Source organism: Streptomyces sp. NRRL F-2580 (assembly GCF_000720115.1).
Classification (GTDB): Bacteria; Actinomycetota; Actinomycetes; order Streptomycetales; family Streptomycetaceae; genus Streptomyces.
On the sequence record NZ_JOIR01000001.1, the window covers coordinates 37,741 to 56,484 of the forward strand.

18 protein-coding genes are annotated in these 18,744 nt (G+C 71.9%); 13 read left to right on the forward strand and 5 right to left on the reverse strand.

Annotated features, from left to right (window positions below):
* Nucleotides 1-36: 36 nt before the first annotated feature.
* The 6 genes from argC to IF88_RS0100215 all read left to right on the forward strand — a co-directional run bounded on the left by argC (nucleotide 37) and on the right by IF88_RS0100215 (nucleotide 5,871).
* Nucleotides 37-1,065, forward strand: a complete 1,029-nt coding sequence (gene argC / locus IF88_RS0100190) for an N-acetyl-gamma-glutamyl-phosphate reductase (RefSeq protein WP_030706167.1) — start codon at nucleotides 37-39, stop codon at nucleotides 1,063-1,065.
* Nucleotides 1,062-2,219, forward strand: coding sequence for a bifunctional glutamate N-acetyltransferase/amino-acid acetyltransferase ArgJ (argJ, locus tag IF88_RS0100195; protein WP_030706169.1), 1,158 nt, complete (start codon nucleotides 1,062-1,064; stop codon nucleotides 2,217-2,219). The genes argC and argJ overlap by 4 nt, the downstream gene beginning before the upstream one ends.
* A complete protein-coding gene (argB, locus tag IF88_RS0100200) occupies nucleotides 2,216-3,160 on the forward strand; it encodes an acetylglutamate kinase (protein WP_030706170.1) in 945 nt (314 codons plus the stop codon). The genes argJ and argB overlap by 4 nt, the downstream gene beginning before the upstream one ends.
* Nucleotides 3,157-4,362, forward strand: a complete 1,206-nt coding sequence (locus IF88_RS0100205) for an acetylornithine transaminase (protein ID WP_030706173.1) — start codon at nucleotides 3,157-3,159, stop codon at nucleotides 4,360-4,362. Before argB ends, IF88_RS0100205 begins: the two co-directional genes overlap by 4 nt.
* 7 nt (nucleotides 4,363-4,369) lie before the next feature.
* On the forward strand, nucleotides 4,370-4,906 hold the full coding sequence (locus IF88_RS0100210) for an arginine repressor (protein ID WP_030706175.1): 537 nt from the start codon (nucleotides 4,370-4,372) through the stop codon (nucleotides 4,904-4,906).
* 65 nt (nucleotides 4,907-4,971) lie between these two features.
* The gene (locus IF88_RS0100215; protein ID WP_030706177.1) at nucleotides 4,972-5,871 is read left to right on the forward strand and encodes a hypothetical protein; all 900 of its coding nucleotides are present in this window, start codon (nucleotides 4,972-4,974) and stop codon (nucleotides 5,869-5,871) included.
* Here the strand turns inward: IF88_RS0100215 and IF88_RS0100220 are convergent.
* The 3 genes from IF88_RS0100220 to IF88_RS0100230 are packed head-to-tail and all read right to left on the reverse strand — an operon-like array spanning nucleotide 5,858 to nucleotide 8,670.
* Nucleotides 5,858-6,544, reverse strand: a complete 687-nt coding sequence (locus IF88_RS0100220) for a L,D-transpeptidase family protein (protein WP_030706178.1) — start codon at nucleotides 6,542-6,544, stop codon at nucleotides 5,858-5,860. The genes IF88_RS0100215 and IF88_RS0100220 overlap by 14 nt on opposite strands.
* Before the next feature lie 6 nt (nucleotides 6,545-6,550).
* Nucleotides 6,551-7,132, reverse strand: a complete 582-nt coding sequence (locus IF88_RS0100225) for a pyridoxamine 5'-phosphate oxidase family protein (RefSeq protein ID WP_030706180.1) — start codon at nucleotides 7,130-7,132, stop codon at nucleotides 6,551-6,553.
* A gap of 5 nt (nucleotides 7,133-7,137) precedes the next feature.
* Entirely contained in the window at nucleotides 7,138-8,670 is a 1,533-nt protein-coding gene (locus IF88_RS0100230) for a hypothetical protein (RefSeq protein WP_051836215.1), read from the reverse strand.
* A gap of 164 nt (nucleotides 8,671-8,834) precedes the next feature.
* Between IF88_RS0100230 and IF88_RS0100235 the strand changes: the two genes are divergently transcribed.
* Together IF88_RS0100235 and argH are read left to right on the forward strand one after the other, a co-directional pair.
* On the forward strand, nucleotides 8,835-10,028 hold the full coding sequence (locus IF88_RS0100235; protein ID WP_030706184.1) for an argininosuccinate synthase: 1,194 nt from the start codon (nucleotides 8,835-8,837) through the stop codon (nucleotides 10,026-10,028).
* Between the two features lie 106 nt (nucleotides 10,029-10,134).
* Entirely contained in the window at nucleotides 10,135-11,562 is a 1,428-nt protein-coding gene (argH, locus tag IF88_RS0100240; protein ID WP_030706186.1) for an argininosuccinate lyase, read from the forward strand.
* Between the two features lie 119 nt (nucleotides 11,563-11,681).
* Here argH and IF88_RS0100245 read toward each other — a convergent pair whose 3' ends face one another.
* Nucleotides 11,682-12,215 carry an HAD domain-containing protein gene (locus tag IF88_RS0100245; RefSeq protein WP_030706188.1) on the reverse strand — a complete coding sequence of 178 codons (534 nt, stop codon included), beginning with the start codon at nucleotides 12,213-12,215 and terminating at the stop codon, nucleotides 11,682-11,684.
* Between the two features lie 90 nt (nucleotides 12,216-12,305).
* Here IF88_RS0100245 and IF88_RS0100250 point away from each other — a divergent pair, with 90 nt between their 5' ends.
* From IF88_RS0100250 to IF88_RS0100260, 3 genes are all read left to right on the forward strand, one after another.
* Nucleotides 12,306-12,857 carry a TetR/AcrR family transcriptional regulator gene (locus IF88_RS0100250; RefSeq protein ID WP_030706189.1) on the forward strand — a complete coding sequence of 184 codons (552 nt, stop codon included), beginning with the start codon at nucleotides 12,306-12,308 and terminating at the stop codon, nucleotides 12,855-12,857.
* A complete protein-coding gene (locus IF88_RS0100255; protein ID WP_030706190.1) occupies nucleotides 12,854-14,398 on the forward strand; it encodes an MFS transporter in 1,545 nt (514 codons plus the stop codon). Before IF88_RS0100250 ends, IF88_RS0100255 begins: the two co-directional genes overlap by 4 nt.
* A 69-nt stretch (nucleotides 14,399-14,467) precedes the next feature.
* Nucleotides 14,468-15,943, forward strand: coding sequence for a hypothetical protein (locus IF88_RS0100260; RefSeq protein WP_030706191.1), 1,476 nt, complete (start codon nucleotides 14,468-14,470; stop codon nucleotides 15,941-15,943).
* A 13-nt stretch (nucleotides 15,944-15,956) separates the two neighbouring features.
* On the opposite strand, the gene IF88_RS0100265 is transcribed toward IF88_RS0100260, so the two are convergent.
* On the reverse strand, nucleotides 15,957-16,586 hold the full coding sequence (locus tag IF88_RS0100265; RefSeq protein ID WP_037805411.1) for a lysophospholipid acyltransferase family protein: 630 nt from the start codon (nucleotides 16,584-16,586) through the stop codon (nucleotides 15,957-15,959).
* Nucleotides 16,587-16,912: 326 nt separating this feature from the next.
* Between IF88_RS0100265 and IF88_RS0100270 the strand changes: the two genes are divergently transcribed.
* Together IF88_RS0100270 and IF88_RS0100275 are read left to right on the forward strand one after the other, a co-directional pair.
* On the forward strand, nucleotides 16,913-18,076 hold the full coding sequence (locus IF88_RS0100270) for a glycerophosphodiester phosphodiesterase (protein ID WP_030706196.1): 1,164 nt from the start codon (nucleotides 16,913-16,915) through the stop codon (nucleotides 18,074-18,076).
* Nucleotides 18,077-18,149: 73 nt separating this feature from the next.
* On the forward strand, nucleotides 18,150-18,722 hold the full coding sequence (locus IF88_RS0100275; RefSeq protein WP_030706198.1) for an RNA polymerase sigma factor: 573 nt from the start codon (nucleotides 18,150-18,152) through the stop codon (nucleotides 18,720-18,722).
* Nucleotides 18,723-18,744: the final 22 nt, after the last annotated feature.

An 18,744-nucleotide genomic window follows, 5' to 3' on the forward strand; every position in this document is an offset into this window, starting at 1 on the left:
CGTACGTATAGTCATGCCATCGATGAGGAGGGTCCGATGGTGGTACGTGTAGCGGTGGCCGGAGCGAGCGGGTACGCGGGCGGGGAAGTCCTGCGCCTCCTGCTCTCGCACCCCGAAGTGGAGATCGGCGCGCTGACCGGCAATTCCAACGCCGGACAGCTCCTCGGCTCCCTCCAGCCACACCTCGTGCCGCTCGCCGGGCGCACCCTGGAGGCGACCACCGCCCAGGTCCTCGCCGGCCACGACGTCGTCTTCCTCGCACTCCCGCACGGTCAGTCCGCCGCGGTCGCCGCAGAGCTCGGCGAGGACGTCCTCGTCGTCGACATGGGCGCCGACCACCGGCTCAAGGACTCCGCCGACTGGGATGCCTTCTACGGCGCCCCGCACGCCGGGACCTGGCCCTACGGCCTCCCCGAGCTGCCGGGCTGCCGCACCGCACTGGAGGGGACCAAGCGCATCGCCGTCCCCGGCTGCTTCCCCACCGCCGTCTCCCTCGCGCTCTACCCCGCCTACCAGGCCCAGCTCGCCGAGCCGGAGGCCGTGATCGTCGCCGCCACCGGCACCTCCGGCGCGGGCAAGGCCCTCAAGCCGCACCTGCTCGGCGCCGAGGTGATGGGTTCGGTGACCCCGTACGGAGTGGGCGGCGGCCACCGGCACACGCCCGAGATGGTGCAGAACCTGAGCCCCATCGCCGGGCAGCGGGTCTCCGTCTCCTTCACGCCGACCCTCGTGCCCATGGCGCGCGGCATCCTCGCCACCTGCTCGGCCAAGGCCCTCCCCGGCACCACCACCGAATCGCTGCGCGCCGCCTACGAGAAGGCGTACGCCGACGAGCCGTTCGTCCACCTGCTGCCCGAGGGCCGGATGCCGTCCACCAAGTCCGTCCACGGTTCCAACGCCGTCCACGTCCAGGTCGCCTACGACGCGTCCGCCCAGCGGATCATCGCCGTCAGCGCCATCGACAACCTGACCAAGGGCACCGCCGGCGGCGCGGTGCAGAGCATGAACATCGCCCTGGGGCTCCACGAGAGCCTGGGTCTTTCGACGATCGGAGTCGCACCGTGAGCGTCACGGCAGCACAGGGATTCACGGCGGCGGGCATCGCCGCCGGGATCAAGGCCAACGGCAACCCGGACCTGGCCCTCGTGGTCAACAAGGGGCCGCGACTGGCAGCCGCGGGCGTCTTCACCTCCAACCGCGTCAAGGCCGCCCCCGTGCACTGGACCGAGCAGGTCCTGCGCGGCGCCACCGTCAGCGCGGTCGTCCTGAACTCCGGCGGCGCCAACGCCTGCACCGGCCCCAAGGGCTTCCAGGACACCCACGCCACCGCCGAGAAGGTGGCCGCCGTCCTCGGCGAGGACTTCAACGCCGGGGAGGTCGCGGTCGCGTCCACCGGCCTGATCGGCGTCCTGCTCCCCATGGACAAGCTGCTCCCCGGCATCGAGACCGCGGCCGCCGCCCTGTCCGAGGACGGCGGCGAGGCCGCCGCCATCGCCATCAAGACCACCGACACCGTGCACAAGACGGCCACCGTCTCCCAGGGCGGCTGGACCGTCGGCGGCATGGCCAAGGGCGCGGGCATGCTCGCCCCGGGCCTCGCCACCATGCTCGTCGTCCTCACCACCGACGCCGACCTGGACAGCGCCACCCTCGACAAGGCGCTGCGCGCCGCCACCCGCACCACCTTCGACCGGGTCGACTCCGACGGCTGCATGTCCACCAACGACACGGTGCTGCTGCTCGCCTCCGGCGCCTCCGGCCAAGTGCCGGCGTACGAGGAGTTCGCCGAGGCCGTGCGCACCGTCTGCGACGACCTGGCCCGCCAGCTGATCGGCGACGCCGAGGGCGCCAGCAAGGACATCCGCATCGAGGTCATCGGCGCGGCCAGCGAGGACGACGCGGTCGAGGTCGGCCGGTCCATCGCCCGCAACAACCTGCTCAAGTGCGCCATCCACGGCGAGGACCCGAACTGGGGCCGGGTGCTCTCCGCGATCGGCACCACCAAGGCCGCCTTCGACCCGGACCGGCTGGGCGTCGCCATCAACGGCGTGTGGGTCTGCAAGAACGGCTCGGTCGGCGAGGACCGCGACCTGGTCTCGATGAAGGACCGCGAGGTCCGCATCACCGCCGACCTCTCCACCGGCGACGAGTCGGCCGTCATCTGGGCCAACGACCTGACCGCCGACTACGTCCACGAGAACAGCGCGTACTCCTCATGAGCGACGAGAAGGCCGGCCAGCCCGGCACCGCCCGCAAGCACACCGCCCTGCCCAAGGCGCAGATCCTCATCGAGGCGCTGCCCTGGCTCACCCGCCACAACGGCAAGATCGTCGTCATCAAGTTCGGCGGCAACGCCATGATCGACGAGGACCTCAAGGCGGCCTTCGCCCAGGACGTGGTCTTCCTGCGCCAGGCCGGCCTCAAGCCGGTCGTCGTGCACGGTGGAGGCCCGCAGATCAACGCCCAGCTCGACAAGCAGGGCCTGGTCAGCGAGTTCAAGGCCGGCCTGCGCGTCACGACCCCGGAGGCCATGGACGTCGTACGGATGGTCCTGGCGGGCCAGGTCCAGCGCGAGCTGGTCGGACTGCTCAACCAGCACGGGCCGCTCGCCGTCGGCATGACGGGCGAGGACGCCCACACCATCACGGCGACCAAGCACAGCCCGCAGATCGGCGGCGAGGTCATCGACATCGGGCGGGTCGGCGAGATCACCGCCATCGACACCGGCGCGATCGAGGCGCTGCTCTCGGACGGCCGGATCCCGGTCATCTCCTCCATCGCCCGCAGCGCCGACGACCACCACGTCTACAACGTCAACGCCGACACGGCGGCAGCGGCGCTCGCCGCCTCGCTGGGCGCCGAGACGCTGATGGTCCTCACCGACGTCGAGGGGCTGTACGCGGACTGGCCGCACAGCGACGAGGTCATCAGCCGGCTCACCGTCAGCGAGCTGGAGAAGCTGCTGCCCGAGCTGTCCAGCGGCATGGTGCCCAAGATGGAGGGGTGCCTGCACGCCGTGCGCAACGGCGTGAACACCGCCCGCGTGCTCGACGGGCGGGTCCAGCACTCGATCCTGCTGGAGATCTTCACGGACTCGGGCATCGGCACGATGGTCGTGCCCGACCCACAGCCCGGACAACAGCCAGGGGGAGCGCAATGACGACGGGCACCGGCAACCAGGAATACGGCGCACGCTGGCAGGGTGCGCTGACCAACAACTACGGAACCCCCGCCATCGCGCTCGTGCGCGGCGAGGGCGCCCAGGTGTGGGACGCCGACGGCAAGCAGTACACCGACTTCGTCGGCGGCATCGCGGTCAACGCGCTCGGCCACGCCCACCCGGCGATCGTGGCGGCCGTGACCGAGCAGGTCTCCACCCTCGGCCACGTCTCCAACCTCTTCATCTCCGAGCCGGTCGTCGCGCTCGGCGAGCGGCTGCTCCAGCTCTTCGGCCGCCCCGGCAAGGTCTTCTTCTGCAACTCCGGGGCCGAGACGATCGAAGCCGCCTTCAAGATCGGCCGGCTGACCGGGCGGACCCACATGGTCGCCACCGACGGCGGCTTCCACGGCCGGACCATGGGCGCCCTCGCCCTCACCGGCCAGCCGAAGAAGCAGGAGCCCTTCCGGCCGCTGCCGGGTGACGTCACCCACGTCCCCTTCGGCGACGTCGAGGCCCTGCGGGCCGCCGTCACCGAGGAGACCGCGTTCGTCGTCATCGAGCCGATCCAGGGCGAGAACGGCGTGGTCGTGCCCCCGGCCGGGTACCTGACGGCCGCCCGCGAGATCACCCGCGCCACCGGCACCCTGCTCGTCCTCGACGAGGTCCAGACCGGCATCGGCCGGTGCGGCCAGTGGTTCGAGCACCAGGCCCACGAGGACGTCGAGCCCGACATCGTCACCCTCGCCAAGGGACTGGGCGGCGGTCTGCCCATCGGCGCGGTGGCCCTCTTCGGGGCCGCGGCCGACCTGTTCCAGCCCGGCCAGCACGGCACCACCTTCGGCGGGAACCCGGTCGCCTGCGCCGCCGGCCTCGCCGTGATCGACACCATCGCCTCCGAGGGGCTGCTCGACCAGGTCAAGGCCCGGAGCGAGCGGCTGCGCTCCGGGATCGAGTCCTCGGGGCACGCGCTGGTCTCCCACGTCAGGGGCGCGGGCCTGCTGCTGGGTATCGTGCTGACCGAGCCGCTCGCACCCCAGGTGCAGCAGGCGGCTCAGGACGCCGGCTTCCTGGTCAACGCGCCCGCCCCCGACGTCGTACGGCTCATGCCCCCGTACGTACTCACCGAGGCCGAGGCTGACGCGTTCCTCCGGGCCCTGCCCGGCATCCTCGACGCAGCCAACGGGGACGGAACCGAAGAATGAGACGACGATGAGCCAGGCGCAGGACAACGAGCAAGTCGGACAGGCCGTCCCGCAGACCCGCACCGCGCGCCACCGCCGGATCGTGGACATCCTCAACCGGCAGCCGGTCCGCTCACAGAGCCAGCTGGCCAAGCTGCTCGCCGACGACGGGCTGAGCGTCACCCAGGCGACGCTCTCGCGCGACCTCGACGAGCTGGGCGCGGTGAAGATCCGCAACACCGGCGGCGAGCTGATCTACGCAGTGCCCAGCGAGGGCGGCTTCCGCACCCCGCAGGCACCGCTCGGCGAGTCCGCGAAGGAGGAGCGCATGCGGCGCCTCTCCGGGGAGCTGCTGATCTCGGCGGAGGCCTCCGCGAACCTCGTGGTCCTGCGTACCCCGCCGGGTGCGGCGCAGTTCCTCGCCTCGGCGATCGACCAGGCCGAGCTCCGCGCGATCCTCGGCACGATCGCCGGCGACGACACCCTGATGCTGATCAGCCGCGACCCGGCGGGCGGCCAGGCCCTCGCCGACCACCTCCTGCGGCTGGCGCAGAAGGAGGGCTGAGCGGGGCGGTCCGGGGCGCCGGAAATCCGGTGCCGGACCCGGACCCGCCGACATAGCCTCGGGGCGTGCTCCGATTCGTCCTCGCCATATCCGTGTCCCTCGTGACCGCCGCCGTGTACGGGCCCCTCGCCCTGCGGTGGCGGCGCCGGGTCCGGGTCCGCCGCGAGATCCTCCGGCTCGTCGCCGCCGTCCGCCTGGAGCCGTACCACGCCGCCGTGCTGCGGGGCGAGTCGACCGAGGCGGCCGGCGCCGAACTCGTCCTCGACGGGTATCTCCGGATCGACGGGGAAGGCGCGGCGTTCCTGACCGAGGAGGGCCGCGACCCCGCGCGCACGCCCGCCCACCCGCTGCCCGCCGCCCTGTTGGAAGCGGTACGCCGCCACGATCCCGAGCCCGTCTCCCTCGGCTGGATCGACTGGTGCGACGAGGAGTACCGGCGGCGGAGCGGCGCGTACGGGAACGAACGGCAGGACCTGCTGCCCGATCTCCCGAAGATGCAGGACGGCGAGGGGAACCAACTACTGGCCTGCTGCGGCTGCGTGGGCATCGTCCTGACGATGTTCTTCTGGGTCCTGGCGAGCGTACTGCTGGTGGCCGAGCGCCCGCACGGCATACGGGAATGGGCCTGCGCCGTGGTGGCCGGCCTCGGCCTGGTGGCGCTGCTCTGCGCCGAGAAGGCGCACCGGGAGGTCCGGGCCCGGACGGAGTGCGGCGACCCGCTGGGCGACCTGATCCGCACCGAAGCGCACCCGGCCTTCGAGGCGCTGGACGAAGGGCAACGGCTCCGGGTGCTGCGGAGCAGCGCCGACGACAGCAGGTGGCGAGGTGTCGACCAGGTTGTCGTGGAGGAGTCCGACGACGAGGACGACGAGTGGCTGGACGACAAGGTCTGGTGGGAGGACGCGTACGAGTACCGGGCCTCCGACGAGGACGAGCCCGAGGCCCGCGGACCTAGTAGCGGGTGACGGCGAGCGGCCCGTCCTCCGTGCCGATCGCGATGTGCGGGTGCCGGCGCGGGTTCGCCCAGCGCAGGATCGCCCGCATGGCCCGCTCGGGCACGGACACGCAACCGGCCGTCGCGCCCTTGCCGTTGACGTGCAGGAAGATCCCGGCGCCCCGGCCGCGCACGGGCCGCTCGTAGTTGAAGGCGATGAGGAGCGCGTGCGCGTACTGCTTCTCGTACGTCACCAGGTGCTCGGCCTCGCCCGGCGCGCAGTCCGCGGGCAGCGGCTCCACCCAGCGGTTGTAGTGGGCGGACGCGTTGTCCTGGCACCACCAGGAGTCGCCCCGCACCCGCCGGTAGCGGACCTCCGTGCCGGCCGGCGCCCGCCGGATCCCGAAGGCGTACGGGAGTTCGTACAGGCCCGTCGGTGTGGTACTCGTGCCCTGCGTCCGGGTCGCGCCCTCGGTGAGGCCGTTCGACCCGAAACGGGCGGGCGCGCTCCCGGCCTCGTGCCAGCCCCGGGACCACCGGTCCCACCAGGTCAGCCGACCGGTGGTGGAACCGGGGGCGGGGGCGACGGCGATGATCAGCTGACTGCCGCCGCCGGTGTCGGCGAGCCGGGACGGCAGGGGCTCGGGGGCCTGCGGGAGCAGGCTGCTGACGATCAGTGAGCCGGTGACGAGAGCGGTACGCAGCACATGTCAGACGGTACGGGGCGGAAGGGGCAGAGGCAGCGCAGGCAGGCCGTCGAGGCTCGTCTCGATGAACTCCTTCTTCTCGCAGTACGCGGCGAACTCCTCGTCCGTCTTGCGGCCGAAGTACTCCGCGTGGAGGGTGCGCTCGCCCTCGTACTCCATGAAGGGGACGGCGTACCCGCACGTGTCCGCGATCCGGCGGGCGTGGACGAGGACGATCGCCCGCGCGGACGGCCCGTCGGCGTCGCCGAACAGGGGGATCAGCTCGCCCCAGCGGGGGTCGTCGCGGAAGACCGCCTCGCCCTCGCCGTGGATGCGCACGATGTTCGGCGGGCCGCTGAAGGCGCACCACATGAGGGTGATCCGGCCGTTCTCGCGGACGTGCGCGAGGGTCTCGGCGCCACTGCCGCCGAAGTCCAGGTAGGCGAGCGTCTGTTCGTCGATGACCACCAGGGTCCCGGCGCGGCCCTTGGGGGACAGGTTGACGTGACCGTCACCCGCCAGTGGTGCGGTCGCGGTGAAGAAGACCGGCTGCGCTTCGATGAACTTGCGCAGGCGGCCGTCTATTCGTTCGTAGAGCTTTCCCACGTCGATCAGTATCCTTCCGTCGCGGTTCCCGTGCGGGGGAGCCCCAGCTGGGAGCGCATCCGCTCCAGGACGTGGTCGCTGAACACTCCGGTGCAGCGGTCCAGCAGGGCGCCGACCTCCGGATCCCGGACCGGAAGGGCGGGCGGCCGGTAGGGGGACCACAGGCTCCCGAGGCGTTGCCCGGCGAGCACGCGCAGCCCCGCGTCCTCGTCCGTCAGCAGTTCCACGGAGGCCCGCAGTCCGGGCACGCCGCCCCGGGCGTGCAGGACGCGGTACGCCGCCAGGCGGGTGTGGCGCGGCAGGCCGGGGGCGATGCGGGCCAGCAGCCAGTCGGCGGGCAGCTGCCCCGCCGAGGCGCGCAGGCTGAGGGAGGCCTCCCGGGCCACGCCCGGCGAGGGGTCGTCCAGCAGCGGCCGCAGCAGCCCGAGGTCGGTGACGTCCAGGTGGCGCAGCCCGGCGACGGCCGCCGCCCGGACCGCCCCGCAGGGGTGGTCGAGCAGGGCGCGCAGCAGTGGGGCGTCCGCGCGGCCGGCGCACTCGGCGAAGCCGGTCACGGCGTACCGGGTGATCCGGTCCGGGTCCTCGACCAGTGCGCGGAGGTACGCGTACGGATCGCCCCCGTCCTGGCGCAGGAGCCAGCGGGCGCAGGCCCGGACCGTTCCGGAGCGGTCGGTGAGGTGGCGCACGGCCTCGGCGGCCCGCCCGGCCCGGCGCAGGGCGGTGACCCCGGAGGCCCGGACCATCGGGAGGTGGCCGCCCAGCAGGGCGTCGACGGCCGCGTCCGCGTCGGCCCGGTCCGGCGCGTCGCCCGGAGCCCCCGCGGCCAGCGCAGCCAGGGCGGCGTCGGTCCACAGGGTGCTCGTCACCGCGTCCTGCTCGACGGCGGCCCGCCGGGCCAGTTCCCGTACGCCGAACGACCCGCGGTCGAGGGTGATCCGGGTGGCGAAGCGCCGGGTCGCCAGGTCCGGGCTCCACCGCAGCCACGCCAGCACGGTGTCTGGCTGCTCGCCGGTGCGGGTGTGCGCGGGCCGCTCGGCCCGCCACCAGGTCGCGGGCCGGGCCGGCCGCCACCACGGCGCGAGGACGGGGTCCTCGGCGCGCAGGGCGGCCTCGAACCGCTCCAGCGCCCAGGCGCCCTGCTCCCGCCGGCCCAGCCGCAGGACCAGCGGGGTCAGGTCGGTCAGCGTCCGCGCGGGGTCGGCGGCCAAGGCCTCGCCGAGGATCCGGCGGGCGCGTTCGCGGACCGCCGGGACCCAGTCGGCACACCGGATCGCGACGAGCGGGAGCGCCGGGTCCGGCCCGTCGAGCGCGGCCTCGCGGATCCGTCCGTCCCGGTGGCACAGGCGGGTCTCCGGGCGGTCGAAGCACGGCAGCGAGGTGCCGTGGGCGCGGGCCCGGCGGACCTCCTCGTCGAACGCGGTCCAGGCCGCCGGCCGGTCGGGGAGGCGGACTCCGCCGATCCCGACGCGCCGGCCGCCGAGCAGTCCCGCCGCGGCGGCCCGCCCCTTCTGCGCGTCCTGTCGTTCCCGGGCACTCATGTTCCTCCCCTGTCCACGCGTACCCGGCGAGCCTAGGCGGTGGCCGGGCCCTCGCGCGCCTCATATTCGCCCTGGTCAGGAGCGTCACGGTGGGGTCGATTGACGAAACATACGGAGTAGTGCATAGTTATGCCTGTCGTTGAATGCACCGTAAGGAGAAACCCGTGACCGAGCGCGTCGTACTCGCCTACTCGGGCGGCCTGGACACCTCCGTCGCCATCGGCTGGATCGCCGAGGAGACGGGCGCCGAGGTCATCGCCGTCGCCGTGGACGTCGGCCAGGGCGGCGAGGACCTGGACGTCATCCGCAAGCGCGCGCTCGACTGCGGTGCGGTCGAGGCCGAGGTCGCCGACGCGTCGGACGAGTTCGCCAACGAGTACTGCCTCCCGGCGATCAAGGCGAACGCCCTCTACATGGACCGGTACCCGCTGGTCTCGGCGCTCTCCCGGCCGGCCATCGTCAAGCACCTGGTCGCCGCCGCCAAGAAGCACGGCGCCACGACCGTCGCCCACGGCTGCACCGGCAAGGGCAACGACCAGGTCCGCTTCGAGGCGGGCATCGTCGCCCTCGCCCCGGACCTCAAGTGCATCGCCCCCGTCCGTGACTACGCGATGACCCGCGACAAGGCGATCGCCTTCTGCGAGGAGAAGCAGCTCCCGATCGCGACCACCAAGAAGTCCCCGTACTCCATCGACCAGAACGTCTTCGGGCGCGCCGTCGAGACGGGCTTCCTGGAGGACATCTGGAACGCCCCGATCGAGGACATCTACGAGTACACCTCGAACCCGGCCCTGCCGCGCGAGGCCGACGAGGTCGTCATCTCCTTCAAGGAGGGCGTCCCGGTCGCCATCGATGGCAAGCCCGTCACCGTGCTCCAGGCGATCCAGCAGCTCAACGACCGGGCCGGCGCCCAGGGCATCGGCCGGATCGACATCGTCGAGGACCGTCTCGTGGGCATCAAGTCCCGCGAGGTGTACGAGGCCCCGGGTGCGATCGCGCTGATCACCGCCCACCAGGAGCTGGAGAACGTCACCGTCGAGCGCGAGCTGGCCCGCTACAAGCGGCAGGTCGAGCAGCGCTGGGGCGAGATGGTCTACGACGGCCTGTGGTTCTCCCCGCTCAAGCGGGCGCTGGACGGCTTCATCAACGAGGCCAACCAGCACGTCACCGGTGACATCCGGATGACGCTGCACGGCGGGCGCGCCGTCGTCACCGGCCGGAGGTCGGACGAGTCGCTCTACGACTTCAACCTCGCGACCTATGACTCGGGCGACACCTTCGACCAGTCCAAGGCGCAGGGCTTCATCGAGATCTTCGGCCTCTCCTCGAAGATCGCGGCGCGGCGCGACCTCGCCTGACCGTTCAGCAGTACGTGACCGCCTCCCCGTTTCCTCCGCGGCGGGGAGGCGGTTTCACATCCAGAAGCATGCCGTACATGCCATGCAGTCTTGAGGAGCAGTAGCTGTGAGCAGCAACAACGGTGACGTCCGGCTCTGGGGCGGCCGGTTCGCCGACGGTCCCGCCGAGGCCCTCGCGAAGCTGTCCGCGTCGGTCCACTTCGACTGGCGCCTCGCGCCCTACGACATCGCCGGCTCGCGCGCCCACGCCCGCGTGCTCCACAAGGCGGGCCTGCTCACGGCCGAAGAGCTCGACCGCATGATCGCCGGACTGGACCGGCTGGAGGCCGACGTGGCCGACGGCTCCTTCACCGGCACCATCGCCGACGAGGACGTGCACACCGCCCTGGAGCGGGGCCTGCTGGAGCGGCTCGGCGCCGACCTCGGCGGCAAGCTGCGCGCCGGGCGCTCCCGCAACGACCAGGTGGCCACCCTCTTCCGGATGTACCTGCGCGACCACGCCCGGATCATCGGCGGTCTGATCGCGGACCTCCAGGACGCGCTGGTCGGCCTCGCCGAGACCCACGCGGACGTGGCCATGCCGGGCCGGACCCACCTCCAGCACGCGCAGCCGGTGCTCTTCGCCCACCACGTACTGGCCCACGTGCAGTCCCTGTCCCGGGACGCGGAGCGGCTGCGGCAGTGGGACACCCGGACCGCGGTCTCCCCGTACGGATCGGGGGCGCTGGCCGGCTCCTCGCTGGGCCTGGACCCGGAGGCGGTCGCCGCCGACCTGGGCTTCGAGCGGGGCTCGGTCGGCAACTCCATCGACGGCACGGCCTCGCGCGACTTCGTCGCGGAGTTCGCCTTCGTCACCGCGATGATCGGGATCAACCTGTCCCGGATCGCGGAGGAGATCATCATCTGGAACACGAAGGAGTTCTCCTTCGTGACCCTGCACGACGCCTTCTCCACCGGCTCGTCGATCATGCCGCAGAAGAAGAACCCGGACATCGCGGAGCTGGCGCGCGGCAAGTCGGGCCGCCTCATCGGCAACCTGACCGGTCTGCTCGCCACGCTCAAGGCGCTGCCGCTGGCGTACAACCGGGACCTCCAGGAGGACAAGGAGCCGGTCTTCGACTCCTGCGACACCCTCGAAGTCCTGCTGCCGGCCTTCACCGGCATGATGGCCACCCTCACGGTCAACCGGGAGCGGATGGAGGAGCTGGCCCCGGCGGGCTTCTCGCTCGCCACCGACATCGCGGAGTGGCTGGTCAAGCAGGGCGTGCCGTTCCGGGTGGCGCACGAGGTGGCCGGCGAGTGCGTCAAGGAGTGCGAGGCGCTCGGCATCGAGCTGGACGAGCTCACGGACGAGCAGTTCGCGAAGATCTCGGAGCACCTGACCCCCGAGGTCCGCACCGTCCTCGACGTCAAGGGCGCCCTCGCCTCCCGCAACGGCCGCGGCGGTACCGCCCCCTCGGCGGTAGCGGTCCAGCTGACCGAGTTGAAGGCCGACCTGGTCATCCAGCACGCCTGGGCGATCCACAAGCAGTAGCCGACGAGCGGTGGTCCCGAGCGCGGCCGGGGGCGGGGGAGCGGATGGGCTCCCCCGCCCCTTCGGCGTTACAGGCAGACGGCGGTGATCGAGAACGGCCGCGGGCAGCGGTGATCGAATCACCATGCGCGTCCGTCCGGCTGTGGAGCCGCCCATGCGGCCAGGGCGTCGAAGTCCTCGCGGACCAGGCCGATCCGCTCGTCGATCCGCAGCAGCAGCGCGTGCGCCGGGTGGTGGCGCTCGACGTACTCGCGGTCCATGGCCCCGATGTCGTCGTCGATCCACGCGAAGGGCCGCTCGCCCGCGTATTCGAGGATGTACTGCGTCTTCCAGAAGGTGCCGCGCGGCGCCCGGCCGTGCATCGACGGCCAGTCGATGAACGGCAGCCGGGGCAGGCCGAGGTGGGGGCCTATCCAGTCGTTCGCCTCGTCCTTCCAGGTCGTGGCCCACACCAGTTCGTACGCGTCCGCCAGGGCGAGCAGTTCCTCCCCGTGGGCGGGATTCAGCCAGACCCGCAACGGCTTCGCGCTCTCCGCCTCACGCCAGCCCGTCGGCCGCATCCGGTGGGTGGTGTAGCCCTCGGGGCGGCGCTGGGCCTTGGCCGCGTAGGGGTTCAGTGGTCCGTCGACGTCGATCAGCAGGAGTGGCTTCATCACGGCAGGATTCCGTTCCGGCCGCCCTAGGGCAGCGCATTTTTCGAGCCGAATGAGACATTGACGTCTCATTCGGGGTATGCTTGTCTCATGGCCATGGATCGTGACCAGGTGCTCCGCGACGCGGCCGCCCTGCTCTCCCGCAAATCGACCGCCACGATGGACGAGGTCGCCCGCGCCGCCGGAATCGGGCGCGCGACCCTCCACCGGCACTTCGCCGGGCGCGACGCCCTCGTACGGGCCCTCGAAGAGCTCGGCATCCGGGAGTTCGAGGTGGCGTTCGACAACGCCCGCCTCGACGAGGGCACGGCCGTGGAGGCGCTCAGACGCCTCGTCGCCGAAGCCGAGCCCAACGCCGAACTGCTGGCCTTCCTCGTCACCGAGAACCAGCTCTTCGAAGGCGACCAGATCAACGAGGGATGGTCCCGGCTCGACGCCCGCGTCACCGCCCTGTTCCGGCGCGGCCAGGAAGAGGGCGACATCCGGATCGACCTGAGCCCCGCATGGCTGACCGAGGCCCTCTACGGCCTCATCGGCAGTTGCGCCTGGGCCGTCATGGACGGCCGGGTCGCCGCCAAGGACTTTCAGTACATGATCATCGAGCTGCTGCTCGGTGGCGCCAGACGGAGTGTGGAGAAATGAGCCGTACCGAACAGCTGAGCAGGCGGACGGGGACGGAGGAGAAGAGCAGGGGACGCTGGCTCGCGCTCTCCGTGCTCGTCCTGGCCGTGCTGCTGGTCGCGGTCGACGCCACCGTACTCGGCCTCGCCACCCCCTCCCTCAGCGAGGACCTCAAGCCGTCCGGCACCCAGCTGCTGTGGATAGGCGACATCTACTCCTTCGTCATCGCCGGACTCCTGGTGTCGATGGGCAGCCTCGGCGACCGCATCGGCCGAAAGAAGCTGCTCCTCGTCGGCGCCACCGCCTTCGGCGCCGTCTCGGTCCTCAACGCCTACGCCACCAGCCCCGAGATGATGATCGTCGCCCGGGCCCTGCTCGGCGTGGCCGGCGCCACCCTGATGCCGTCCACCCTCGCGCTGATCCGCAACATCTTCCACGACCCCAAGGAGCGCAGCCTCGCCATCGGCATCTGGGGCGCCACCGCCTCGGCCGGCGCGGCCGTCGGCCCCGTCGTCGGCGGAGCCCTGCTCCAGCACTTCTGGTGGGGCTCGGTCTTCCTCATCAACCTGCCCGTGATGATCGCCCTGGTCCTCGTCGGCATCAAGCTGCTGCCGGAGTCCAAGAACCCGGTCGCCGGCCCCTGGGACCTGGTCAGCGTCGGCCTCTCCCTCGTCGGCGTCATCAGCGTGGTCTACGCCGTCAAGGAAGTCGCCACCCACGGCCTGACCTGGGAGGTCGTGGCCACCGCCGGGCTCGGCGCGGGCGCCCTGTACGCCTTCGTCCGCCGCCAGTTCACCCTGCCGTCCCCGCTGCTCGACATGCGGCTCTTCAAGCACCGCGGCTTCTCCGGCGCGGTCCTCGCCGACCTGCTCACCGTCTTCGGCCTATCCGGACTGGTCTTCTTCCTCTCGCAGTTCCTCCAGCTCGTGCAGGGCCGCGGCCCGCTGGAGGCCAGCCTCGCCGAACTGCCCGCCGCTGTCGGCGCGGTGGTCACCGGCCTGATCGCGGGCAGGTACGCCCGCAAGTACTCCGTACGGTCCGTCGTGGCCGGCGGCCTCGCCGCCATCGGCCTGGCCCTGGCCGTCCTGACCGTGATCCACAAGGAGAGCGGCTACCCGGTGCTCGGCGCGGCGCTGCTCGTCGTCGGCCTCGGCGCCGGCTTCTCCTTCACCGTCACCGCCGACGTCATCCTCTCCAGCGTGCCCAAGGAGCAGGCCGGTTCGGCCTCCGCCGTCTCCGAGACCGCGTACGAACTCGGCGCCGCCCTCGGCATCGCCCTGCTCGGCTCCGTCGTCACCGGCGTCTACCAGGGCTTCACCGCCCCGGCCGGCGCCGCGGGGCCGGTGGCCGACGCCGCGCACGAGTCCCTCGGCGGGGCCGTCGAAGCCGCCAGGTCACTGGACCCGGCCACCGCCACGCAGATGGTGGACGCCGCCCAGGACGCCTTCGTCGACGGCCTGCGTCTCGCCTCCGGCGTCGGTGCCGCCGTACTGCTGGCCACCGCCGCGGCCGCCTGGTTCCTGCTGAAGGGCCAGCGGCTCCAGGACGGCATCGAGCACTGACGCCCCGCCAGCGGGTGGTGTCCCGGCCGTGGTTGACAGTCCGTCGAACCGCGGGACACCATCCCGGCGATGGAGATCAACGACCTGACCCCGGCCGAGCGCCGCATATGGGACGCCTTCCCGCGCGGCGAGGGCGTCGACTTCCGCGAACAGCCCGACGACAGCTCCGTGGACGGAGCCGGCTGGGGGCCGGACCGGACCGTCCGCGCCGAGGTGCTGCGCGCCCTGCTGCTGGGCGCCGGCCGCGTCGAGGAGGGCCGGGTCGCCGGACTCAAGGTCAAGGGCGCGAAGATCGTCGGGAAGCTCGACCTGCGGTACGCCGTCGTCGACCATCCCATCCGGCTGCGCGACTGCTGGTTCGAGCGCAAACCCCTGCTGTACGGCGCCCAGTTGCGCGCCCTCGTGCTCGGCTACTCCACCCTCCCCGGCCTCACCGCGGCCACCCTGCGCGTCGACGTGGTCCTGCGGCTCTCCTGCTGCCGGATCACGGGCCCCGTCCGCCTGCAGGGTGCCAGGATCTCCGGCGGACTCTTCCTCCAGGGGGCGGTGATCGGCCCCTCGGCCGGTGAGGAGGCGGACGAGCCGGCGCTCCAGCTCAACCACGTCGACATCGGCACGGACATCATCGCCATGGACCTCACCGTCCACGGCCAGACGCGCATGAACGGAGCCACCGTCGGCGGCCAGGTCAACCTCAACGAGTCCCGCCTGCTCGCCCCCGGCGGCATCGCCCTGCACGCCGAGAACCTCAGCGTCGGCACCGACCTGCGGGGTCACCGGCTGGAGGCCCGCGGCCTGGTCAACCTCACGGGCTCGCGCATACCGGGCCAGCTCTACCTCAGCCGCGCCGTCTTCGACAACCCCGACGGGATCGCCCTGCGCGCCTCCAGCTGTGTCGTCGGCGAGGTGTGGCTGAGGCACTGCGAGACCCTCCGGGGCGGGGTGAACCTGCGGCGCTCCCAGTTCGACATGCTGCACATGCAGCCCGAAACCTGGCCGGAAACGATCCGCATCGACGGGCTCACCTACCGCACGCTCGCCCCGCACCTGCCCGCGGAGGAGCGGCTGCCCGCTCTGGAGCGCGAGGAGTCGGGGTACGTCCCGTACGCCTACGAACAGCTCGCCGCGGCCTACCGTACGGCGGGCGACGAGCCGGCCGCCCGCACGGTGCTGCTCGCCAAGCTGCGCAGGCACCGCCGCACCCTGCCCCGGCCCGCCCGGCTCTGGGGGCTGCTCCAGGACGTCACCGTCGGCTACGGCTTCCGGCCGCTGCGCGCGGCGGGCTGGCTGCTGGCGCTGCTGCTGACCGGGACGATCGCCTACTCGCTCGCCCCGCCCCGCCCGCTCAAGCAGGGCGAGGCGCCGGACTTCAACGCGGTCTTCTACACGATCGACCTGATGCTGCCGATCATCGGCTTCGGGCAGGAGTCCGCCTACGCGCCGAGCGGCTGGTACCAGTGGTTGTCGTACCTGCTGATCGTGACCGGCTGGATCCTCGCCACCACCACGGCGGCGGGCGTCAGCCGGTCACTCCAGCGGCAGTAGGAACGACGGGGGACTACGCGGCCTTCGCCTTGGTGGCGTACATGTCCACGTACTCCTGGCCCGAGAGCCGCATGACCTCGGCCATCACGGAGTCGGTGACGGCGCGCAGCACGTAGCGGTCGCGGTCCATGCCCTCGTAGCGGGAGAACTCCATCGGCTCGCCGAAGCGGACGGTCACCCGGCCCGGGCGCGGCATGCCGGCGCCGCCGGGCTGGAGCTTGTCGGTGCCGATCATCGCGAACGGCACCACGGGGGCGCCGGTCATCAGGGTCAGGCGGGCGATGCCGGTGCGGCCGCGGTAGAGGCGGCCGTCGGGGGAGCGGGTGCCCTCGGGGTAGATGCCGAAGATCTTGCCCTCTTCGAGGATCCGGCGGCCGGTCATCAGGGCCGCGACTCCGCCGTTGGCGCCGTCACGGTCGACGGGGATCATGCCGGAGCCGGTGAAGAACCAGGCCATCGCGCGGCCCTTGATGCCCTTGCCCGTCACGTACTCGTCCTTGCCGATGAAGTGGACCGTACGGTCACACACCAGCGGAAGGATCATGGAGTCGATGAAGGTGAGGTGGTTGCCCGCCAGGATCACCGGGCCGTCGCCGGGGATGTTCTCGATGCCCTCCACACGGGTGCGGAACATCATGCGCATGACCGGTCCGACAGTGGCTTTGATGAGGCGCGTACGGAACAACGTGGGCCCTCCGGCATCGAAAAGCGGTTCTGGCACCCACCACACGACGGTGGTGCAGGTGAGGACGATACTCGCGGGTCACGTCCGAGCGCACATCGGGTTCACGTGTCGGATACGGAGTGTTGACACAGGTTTCCGCCAAGTTCCCCGGATGTGCCGTCGCCGCACCCCCTCCGGCCACCGCGTTTTGCCTACCATCGGCAGGCCGGTCACGGGCCGCGAGATGCCGGGACATCAGAGATCCCGGGACCGCGGGCCCGTCACGACGACGAGGAGTGGCACTCATGACACAGGGTGGGGCAGCACGGCGCACGGTCCTGGGGGCGGCCGTCCTGGCGGCCGGGGGCGGCATGGCCGGACTCGCGGCGGGATCCGCGTCCGCCACGAGCGGCGGGCACGGCGACGGAGGGTACCGGGACCTCCCCCACCCCACGGTCATCGGCCACCGCGGTGCCAGCGGCTACCGGCCGGAGCACACGCTCGGCTCCTACCAGCTGGCACTCGACCTGGGCGCCGACGTCGTGGAGCAGGACCTGGTCCCGACGAAGGACGGGCACCTGGTGTGCCGGCACGAGAACGAGATCGGCGGCACCACGGACGTCGCCGACCACCCCGGGTTCGCCGCCCGGCGCACCACCAAGTCCGTCGACGGGGTCTCCGTCACCGGCTGGTTCACCGAGGACTTCACCCTCGCCGAGCTGAAGACCCTGCGCGCGAAGGAACGCATCCCCGCCGTCCGCCAGCGCAACACGCTCTACGACGGCCAGTGGGCCGTGCCCACCTTCGAGGAGGTGCTGCGCTGGGCCGACCGCGAGGGCAAGCGGCGCGGCAAGCGGGTCTGGCTGCACGTCGAGACCAAGCACCCCAGCCACTTCCGCGGCCTCGGCCTCGGCCTGGAGGAGCCCCTCGCGAAGCTCCTGCGCCGCTACGGGCGCGACGGGCGGGGTGCGGCCGTCTTCCTCCAGTCCTTCGAGCCCTCCAGCATCCAGCGGCTCTCCCGGCTGGTTTCCGCACCCCGCGTGGTGCTGCTCTCCGCGGCGAACACGCGTCCCTGGGACTTCGAACAGGCCAAGGACCCGCGGACGGTCGCCGACCTGGTCGAGCCCGAGGGCCTGAAGTGGATCTCCGGCTTCGCCCAGGGCATCGGACCCACCATGGACCTGATCCTGCCGCGCACGGCGGACGGCCGGCTCGGGACCCCGACCACCCTGGTGAAGGACGCACGCGCGCGCGGGCTGGTGCTGCACCCCTACACCGCGCGCAACGAGAACAGCTTCCTGCCGGCCGAGTACCGCAAGGGCACGGATCCGGCCGCCTACGGCGACGCCCTCGCCGCCTTCCGGACCTACTTCGAACAGGGCATCGACGGAATCTTCACCGACAACCCGGACACCGGACTGCTCGCAGCCGAGGCCTTCCGCCCGGGCCGACGCCCCGTCAACGGCTGAGCGGGGCTTCCCGAACGAGTGGGCCGGGCCCGGCGGGGAAACCGCCGGGCCCGGCCCACTCGTCCCGCCCGGCATGGACCTGCTGAAGGCTGACCTCTTTGAGAAGCTCGGGCCGCTGCTCTCCGCGGAGGCGGCGGCGGAGGCCGCGGGCACCGGAGTGGACGCGGCCGACCTGGAACAAGCCGTCTGGGTCAGGCTGCTGGAGAGCGGCCGGCGCGCCCCCGATCCGGCCGAGCCGGCGGAGCCGGCGCGCTGGCTCCGCCGGGCGGTACGGGCGGAGGCCCGCCTGGCCCGGCGCCGGGCCAGGCGGGAGATCTCGTACGACGGGCCGCCGGCCGGCGACAGCGCGGGAGGCGAACCGGCCATCGGGCGCGAACCGGCCGCCGGGGCCGCACCGGAAGACGCCCTTCTGGACCGGGAGGTGAACCGCGCACTCCGATCGGCGGTCGCCCGGTTGCCCGGACGCTGTCCCGAGCTGATGAAGGCACTTCTTTCGCCCAGAGACCTCACTTACCGTGAAATCGCAGGAGAGTTGGGTATCTCACAAGGAAGTTTGGGGCCGGTCCGTTCCCGTTGCCTGGGATGTCTGCGCAGAATGCTGGCTGCAGAGGTTGCGGCTCCTGGCCTTCGGGGAAAGGAGCGGTAGACCAACGGGCTACCAGGTGAGC

Coding starts and splice junctions, on each gene's coding strand:
- argC (WP_030706167.1), top strand. CDS start 37: ATGGTGGTACGTGTAGCGGTGGCCGGAGCGAGCGGGTACGCGGGCGGG.
- argB (WP_030706170.1), top strand. CDS start 2,216: ATGAGCGACGAGAAGGCCGGCCAGCCCGGCACCGCCCGCAAGCACACC.
- IF88_RS0100205 (WP_030706173.1), top strand. CDS start 3,157: ATGACGACGGGCACCGGCAACCAGGAATACGGCGCACGCTGGCAGGGT.
- IF88_RS0100210 (WP_030706175.1), top strand. CDS start 4,370: ATGAGCCAGGCGCAGGACAACGAGCAAGTCGGACAGGCCGTCCCGCAG.
- IF88_RS0100230 (WP_051836215.1), bottom strand. CDS start 8,670: ATGAGTGCCCGGGAACGACAGGACGCGCAGAAGGGGCGGGCCGCCGCG.
- IF88_RS0100245 (WP_030706188.1), bottom strand. CDS start 12,215: ATGAAGCCACTCCTGCTGATCGACGTCGACGGACCACTGAACCCCTAC.
- IF88_RS0100250 (WP_030706189.1), top strand. CDS start 12,306: ATGGCCATGGATCGTGACCAGGTGCTCCGCGACGCGGCCGCCCTGCTC.
- IF88_RS0100255 (WP_030706190.1), top strand. CDS start 12,854: ATGAGCCGTACCGAACAGCTGAGCAGGCGGACGGGGACGGAGGAGAAG.
- IF88_RS0100260 (WP_030706191.1), top strand. CDS start 14,468: ATGGAGATCAACGACCTGACCCCGGCCGAGCGCCGCATATGGGACGCC.
- IF88_RS0100265 (WP_037805411.1), bottom strand. CDS start 16,586: ATGCGCATGATGTTCCGCACCCGTGTGGAGGGCATCGAGAACATCCCC.
- IF88_RS0100270 (WP_030706196.1), top strand. CDS start 16,913: ATGACACAGGGTGGGGCAGCACGGCGCACGGTCCTGGGGGCGGCCGTC.
- IF88_RS0100275 (WP_030706198.1), top strand. CDS start 18,150: ATGGACCTGCTGAAGGCTGACCTCTTTGAGAAGCTCGGGCCGCTGCTC.